We start from the raw sequence: 5,869 nt of genomic DNA, 5'->3' as shown, positions 1-5,869 counted from the left end.
GAATCGAGGATGGTCCTACTAGATTCTTCATGGGCTCTCTGCTCATTTTGCCTCTGCTGATGCCCAGAGCCAGCATTTGTATCGCCGCTTTGCGAACTATCACTAAAGTTCAATGTAGCATTATTTATTCCACTGTTGCTTAACTGCACTCTTAGCTCATTTGCATTCATCGCCAAGGTATTTACTGCTACATTGTTTGAGCTGATATTGACATGCAGGTTTTTACCTCTTTGGACTATCGTCAGGTCAACCTCTCCCAAATGTGCAGGATTGAGCTGAATCTTGACTCTGGTAAAGGGTGATTTATAATCCTCGATAGCATTTTTCACATCATTTGAGAGATATTTAATCATCTGCTTTGCTTCATTTAACTTAACCTCAAAGCTGTCGGCTTTATGTGTTGTTAGCGATTCAGTTTTTGCAGATGAGCTGTTTTGCTCGGACGAAGTTGAATCTCCACCAAGAAGCTGTTCAAGCGTTCTTATACCCTCTTGAGTCGGGTTCGGTGCAATTACTTTGGCTGTAGCTGTGGAAAAATCAGCCGTTAAAACCAGATTGTTTAGTGATGGCTTCTCTTCTCGAAGAAGAAGTTTAAGCGTTTCATCCGCTTTTGTTTTAGGCGTTTTTTCTTCCGCTCTTTGCATGCTGTTTGCTTTTACCTGAACTATCTGCTCTGTTGTTGCATGTTGTTGCGGAGCTTGTGCCTTAAAAAGAGGTGTCTCTTTTATCTCTTTTTGCGCTTGTGTAAATTTTTCACTTCTGTTTATCTCTTGAGAAGCTTGCGCATTTGCTGTTTGCGTGTTTGCGGCAACTTTCTGCGCATTTTTTTCATCAACATCAATATTTTTACCAAGATTTTTCATCTCTTTTGGCACTTCTTGACGCAGCTCTTTTTGAGGAGTTTCTTTTGTTTGCAACGTCATCTCTTTTGTCGGCACCTCTTGAGTACTCTCTTTTTGAGAAGTTTGACTCTTGCCGGGTGCTATCTCTTTTACAATCTCCATGCGTACATCTTTGAGACTTCCGTTATCTTTGCTTGGAGTCTTCAACTCCTCAAAACTGATTTTACTTATATCTATATCAAATTTTTTGGCAACCTCGATTAAGCCGCTCAGGGTCTTAGGAAGCTCTTTTATCTCCGCTTTTTTATAGCCGTCGCTATTTTTAATCTGCTCTTTTAGGTAATTTTTTGCTTCTAGCGTTAGCGCCTTCATCTCCTCTTTTGTAAGTGAAGAGAGAAGCTTTTGATTGAGAAGCGAGAACTCCTCCTCATCTTTTGAGAGAGTCAACTCATCGCCGCTCTTTAGCAAAGAGAGGTTTTTTTCAGACTTTAAATCAACCTGCAGAGGCTTGACATTTTTTGCTTCACTGCCAAGCGAGAGAATAAGAGAGCCGTTTTGGACACCTTTAGCCTCTTTTTTTTCACTCACTCCCTTTAAAAGGTCTGAAAAAGAGATACTTTTTTCATTTTTTGGAGTAACTAATGCCAGGGGTGATGATGAGCTATTTTTACTTTTGCCATCCAACAATATCATTGTACACCGCCTTTATAATCATAGATTTTTAAAAGTAGTAGCACAAATTATTCCACTACTTAAAATATTAAAAAAATATAGCTATAATTTTGGATTATGAAACTATTACTATTGCTATTTCCGTTACTGTTAATTGCCGAGAGTCCTTTTGAGTCAAAACCATCTAGTTTTGACATGTCTGCTTATGAGACAAAAAAAAGTGAGCTAAATGTTATGGCGGGAAATAATAGTAAAATCAAGTGCAGATATGTGTGTGATAAAAAAATCTATAAGGAGCAGGAGATTTCAGATGCATTAGAGTTCTACAAAAACTCTAATGAGTATAGTTTTAATAAAGATTAAAGCTCTCTAAGCATTTAAGATCTTTTTTGTATGTCGCACTTATATTGTTTGCAAGCTCTTCGACAAGCGCTCTTGAACTCTCTCCATCTACCGGATAGCTCACCATGCTACTGTTTAAATCTCTTGCAAAGAACTCTTCAAACATATTTTTAACAATTTTTGCCCCATACTTATCCGTGTATGGCAGCAGAAAAAAGTACTCGAATTTGCTGTTTACGATAGCGTCGGAGTTTCTTAAAATCTGCTCTAGGGAGCTGTCTATGACTGACTGCTCAACTGCTGAAAAATCACAATAAAGCAGAGTAAAACTCTCGGCACGACTCTCATCTAGCCTCTGAGCCAAACCTATACTCAGATCAAGAAGCTGTCTAAAGTTGTCAAATCCAAAGTGTACTCCCGCCATCTTTAACTCCAAGTTTTAAAATTTGTCTTTTTAAAGTATATCAAAAAATATAAAATCTCACATTACTGTGTATGGCTTTATCTCATCCCTTGAATCAAACGGTACTGCCGTTAACTCCTCTTCGTCGAAGCTAAGCGTATATGTTTTATTTTCCTGTGTTTTGCAGTACGTTAGAATTATTCTTGCCGCAAGCTCTTTATCTGCCGTAGTCGCGTTTTTGCCAAGAAGCGAGTGGGGACCGGGAAGAGCGATAGTTTTTATGTGGTAATATTTATCATTATCTATCTCTTGAAGATGTACATTCTCATCTTTGTTTCTTCCCACAACCAGTTTTGCGCCATCAGGAAGTCTAAGATGTCGCCCAAACTTCATAACCGGAATGTCTCTTACCTCAAATTTGTCATACTTAATAAAATCAAACATCTTTTTTGCAAAGTTTTCATCGGTTAAAAGACAGCCTCCGCCCGGGGTCTCAAAATCTTCAAGCCCTATCTCTTTTACGAGTTCAATTTGCCTGTCACGGCTTCTTCCGACAATACCCTCGAGCTTTTCTCTATCTACCCAGCCCAGAGTCTCTCCAATCGTGGGAACAAGTGCTTTTGCGGATAACGGTCGAAGAAGCAGACCGTCGCAATTACTCTCATTTAAAACTGTTTGCATAGCATCTCTGTTTTGGCTCATTGGACGCTGTCCCAAAACCTCGCCGCTTATTAAAAACGATGCACCCTCCGCTTCCATTACTCTTTTTGCAACTGCAAACATCTTTGCATGACAATCTATACATGGGTTAAAATTTTTACCGTATCCATGCTTTGGATCAAACAGTACATCTTGTAAAAATTCACTCTCTATATCTATGATTTTAAGTTCTGCACCGACCTGCTTGCACATGTTCTGCATATGTTCAAGCCTGTCTTTCGTACTTCCAAAACCGGTATTGATATTTACTGCCAAGACCTCTATGCCTTGGTCTATTATAAGTTTTATTGCTAAAGTTGAGTCTAACCCACCACTAAATAGCGCGATTGCTTTCATCTTTTTCCTTGTAAAATTAATAATTTTTAAATAATTATATACTATTTCTACTTTTTTCTTCTAGATGGCTCTTTTGAAGATTTTTGAGCCGGTTTGTTTTGCGCTCTGCCTCTGGAGTTTGAACCTCTGCCACCGCCGCCCTGGTTTATAGGCTCTGCTTTAATGCTTGGATCTGGTTTAAAATCTTTTAGCCATACTTTTGGGATCTCATTTTTTATCAGCTTCTCTATATTTGCCAAATACTCATGCTCATCTATGCACACAAGAGAGATTGCCTCTCCCTCATTTCCTGCACGTCCCGTTCGCCCTATTCTATGGACGTAATCCTCAGGCACGTTTGGCAGTTCATAGTTTATGACATGCGGAAGTTGGTCAATATCTATTCCTCTTGCCGCAATATCTGTTGCAACCAAAACTCTCACTTCGCCCGCTTTAAAGTCAGAGAGCGCTTTTGTTCTTGAGTTTTGACTCTTGTTGCCATGTATGGCAACAGCAGTTATACCATCTTTTTCAAGTTGCCCTGTCAGACGGTTGGCTCCATGTTTTGTTCTGGTAAATACAAGAACCTGCTTCCATTTTCCCTCGTTTATAAGGTGCGTTAAAAGCTCACGCTTACGCTCTTTGTCAACCGGATAAACTGCCTGTTTTACACTCTCAGAAGCTCTGTTTGGACGCGCAACCTCTATGAGTACAGGGGAGTTGAGCAATTTATCCGATAGTTTTTTAATCTCATCAGAGTAAGTAGCCGAAAATAGAAGGGTCTGCTTCTGTTTTGGAAGAATTGCCAATATTTTTTTGATGTCGTTGATAAAGCCCATATCGAGCATTCTATCTGCTTCATCAAGTATGAGAAACTCAACATCTCTTAAATCTATGCTCTTTTGGGATACATGGTCTAAGAGTCGCCCCGGTGTTGCAATAACTATATCAACACCTTTTTTTAGCTTTAATAGCTGAGGATTGATTTTAACTCCCCCGAAGATAACTGCTGATTTAAACGGAAGATATTTTCCGTAAATCTCAACGCTCTCGCCGACCTGTGCGGCCAACTCTCTTGTCGGAGTGATTATAAGCGCTCTTATGCTCTGCTTTGACTTTGCGGGTTTTGTGCTACTTAATAGTTCTAGCAGTGGCAGAGTAAAACCTGCGGTTTTGCCGGTTCCCGTTTGAGCGCCTGCCAAGATATCTTTTCTGCTTAAAATTACCGGTATTGCTTGTTTTTGGATGGGTGTTGGTTCACTATACCCTTGTTCTTTGACAGCTTTTAGTAGAGGAGCTGATAAACCTAACGTGCTAAATGACATTCTAATCCTGATTGTAATATTTATACATAATAGCATAATTTATGCTAATGTGAGATATAATGTGAACTAAATTTTAAAAACCTCATTAGGACATCTTATGCCAATCAGCCAAATAACTCTCAAACACAACAAACATCGTATTCATCCATGTCCTAATGATAAAAAATTATCACTTCTCAACTTGCTAATAGAGCAAAGCGGTGACCTTGATATTTTAGTTGCAACAGCACAAAACAGTAGTTTGATAAAAGAGGCACTTAAAAATGAGAATATTAAAGTTCTTGATGACAGTGAACTCTCGGGGATGCCTGAACTTAAATGCGAACTTCTTATAAGTTATGATTTACCGGGGGATGCTTTAGTGTACCTCTCAAGAGTAGCCAAAGCTACGGACAGTGCGGTTGTTCTGCTCGACATTAGTGAGCAAAAAGAGCTCTACCCCATAGAGACTCTTCTAAAGAGAGTTATCAAGCAAGAGATTGTTGAGGGTTTTGAGTATGAAGAGCAGAAGATGGTAATAGCTCAGCCTGCTCAAAAGAGAGAGTATGCTTTCAAAACCGACTCTGGCGAGAAGCCAAAGTACGATAAAAAGCCGTTTGACAAACCTAAATATGAGAAAAAGAGTTCAGATAGACCAAAATATGACAAACCAAAAAGAGACGGCGAAAAATCAGAGCGCAAAGTATTTGAAAAACCAAATTACGATAAGTCAAAAAAAGATGAGAAAAAACCTGATTATAAATCTTTTGACAAACCAAAGTATGACAAGCCAAAATTTGATAAACCTCGAAGAGATGACGAAAATAAAGAGGAAAAATTTAATAAATTTGCAAAATCAGATAAAAAACCAAGTAAATATTTAGGCAAAGATGAAAACGGAAAGGCAAAATTTTCTGGCAAAAGCAAAGAGAGAAATCACCGCCATGACGGAAAACCTAGAGAGACGCAAGAAGCACCAAAGAATGTTGGAAGAAAGATATCTATAAAAGAGCGCAAACCCAAGGAAACACCAGAATCATAACTGAACTATTAGCTATTAAAAGCGACCAGTTCGCCTTTTTTTAGCTGCGAAATTTTGCCTTTGTATCTACGTATAAAAAAGGCTTTTTGCTCAAAAGAGATATCCTTTTGCATGTTAACCTTTTTATACTCCCTCTCATAGTGTTTCATCAAAAAAGAGATTAATTCCGCCCTTAGAGCCTCCTCATTTTTTAGCGCCCTTATCTGCTCATCCACAGAAATTGCCATCA

6 protein-coding genes and 1 pseudogene are annotated in these 5,869 nt (G+C 38.8%); 2 read left to right on the top strand and 5 right to left on the bottom strand.

From position 1 onward, the window contains the following. On the bottom strand, positions 1 to 1,535 hold a 1,535-nt coding region (locus tag RQ763_RS08695), incomplete at its 3' end, for a flagellar hook-length control protein FliK (RefSeq protein WP_314152415.1). A 96-nt stretch (positions 1,536 to 1,631) separates the two neighbouring features. Here RQ763_RS08695 and RQ763_RS08690 point away from each other — a divergent pair. Further along, positions 1,632 to 1,877 (top strand): hypothetical protein, encoded by a 246-nt coding sequence (locus RQ763_RS08690; RefSeq protein ID WP_314152414.1) that lies wholly within the window; start codon positions 1,632 to 1,634, stop codon positions 1,875 to 1,877. Here RQ763_RS08690 and RQ763_RS08685 read toward each other — a convergent pair. Genes RQ763_RS08685 through RQ763_RS08675 form a run of 3 tightly spaced genes read right to left on the bottom strand, consistent with a single transcriptional unit; the run spans position 1,864 to position 4,619 of the window. Next, complete coding sequence (locus RQ763_RS08685; RefSeq protein ID WP_314152412.1) at positions 1,864 to 2,280, bottom strand: hypothetical protein; 417 nt, start codon at positions 2,278 to 2,280, stop codon at positions 1,864 to 1,866. The two genes, RQ763_RS08690 and RQ763_RS08685, sit on opposite strands and share 14 nt — an antisense overlap. A 57-nt stretch (positions 2,281 to 2,337) precedes the next feature. Beyond that, positions 2,338 to 3,315 carry an argininosuccinate synthase domain-containing protein gene (locus RQ763_RS08680; RefSeq protein WP_314152411.1) on the bottom strand — a complete coding sequence of 326 codons (978 nt, stop codon included), beginning with the start codon at positions 3,313 to 3,315 and terminating at the stop codon, positions 2,338 to 2,340. 47 nt (positions 3,316 to 3,362) lie between these two features. Beyond that, positions 3,363 to 4,619, bottom strand: a complete 1,257-nt coding sequence (locus RQ763_RS08675; protein WP_314152410.1) for a DEAD/DEAH box helicase — start codon at positions 4,617 to 4,619, stop codon at positions 3,363 to 3,365. 97 nt (positions 4,620 to 4,716) lie between these two features. Here RQ763_RS08675 and RQ763_RS08670 point away from each other — a divergent pair, with 97 nt between their 5' ends. Then, positions 4,717 to 5,640: a hypothetical protein gene (locus RQ763_RS08670; protein ID WP_314152408.1), complete on the top strand. Its 924-nt coding sequence runs from the start codon at positions 4,717 to 4,719 to the stop codon at positions 5,638 to 5,640. 8 nt (positions 5,641 to 5,648) lie between these two features. Here RQ763_RS08670 and RQ763_RS08665 read toward each other — a convergent pair. After that, positions 5,649 to 5,869 (bottom strand): annotated as a pseudogene (locus RQ763_RS08665) (DNA primase); the annotation flags it as partial.

Origin of the sequence: Sulfurimonas sp. (assembly GCF_032250635.1) — a bacterium.
GTDB lineage: Bacteria > Campylobacterota > Campylobacteria > Campylobacterales > Sulfurimonadaceae > Sulfurimonas.
Note: the sequence above shows the minus strand (reverse complement) of the source record. Positions and strands in the feature narration are given on the sequence as shown.

Excerpts from the sequence above, each read along its gene's own strand:
- RQ763_RS08690 (WP_314152414.1), top strand. The coding sequence starts at position 1,632 with ATGAAACTATTACTATTGCTATTTCCGTTACTGTTAATTGCCGAGAGT.
- RQ763_RS08685 (WP_314152412.1), bottom strand. The coding sequence starts at position 2,280 with ATGGCGGGAGTACACTTTGGATTTGACAACTTTAGACAGCTTCTTGAT.
- RQ763_RS08680 (WP_314152411.1), bottom strand. The coding sequence starts at position 3,315 with ATGAAAGCAATCGCGCTATTTAGTGGTGGGTTAGACTCAACTTTAGCA.
- RQ763_RS08675 (WP_314152410.1), bottom strand. The coding sequence starts at position 4,619 with ATGTCATTTAGCACGTTAGGTTTATCAGCTCCTCTACTAAAAGCTGTC.
- RQ763_RS08670 (WP_314152408.1), top strand. The coding sequence starts at position 4,717 with ATGCCAATCAGCCAAATAACTCTCAAACACAACAAACATCGTATTCAT.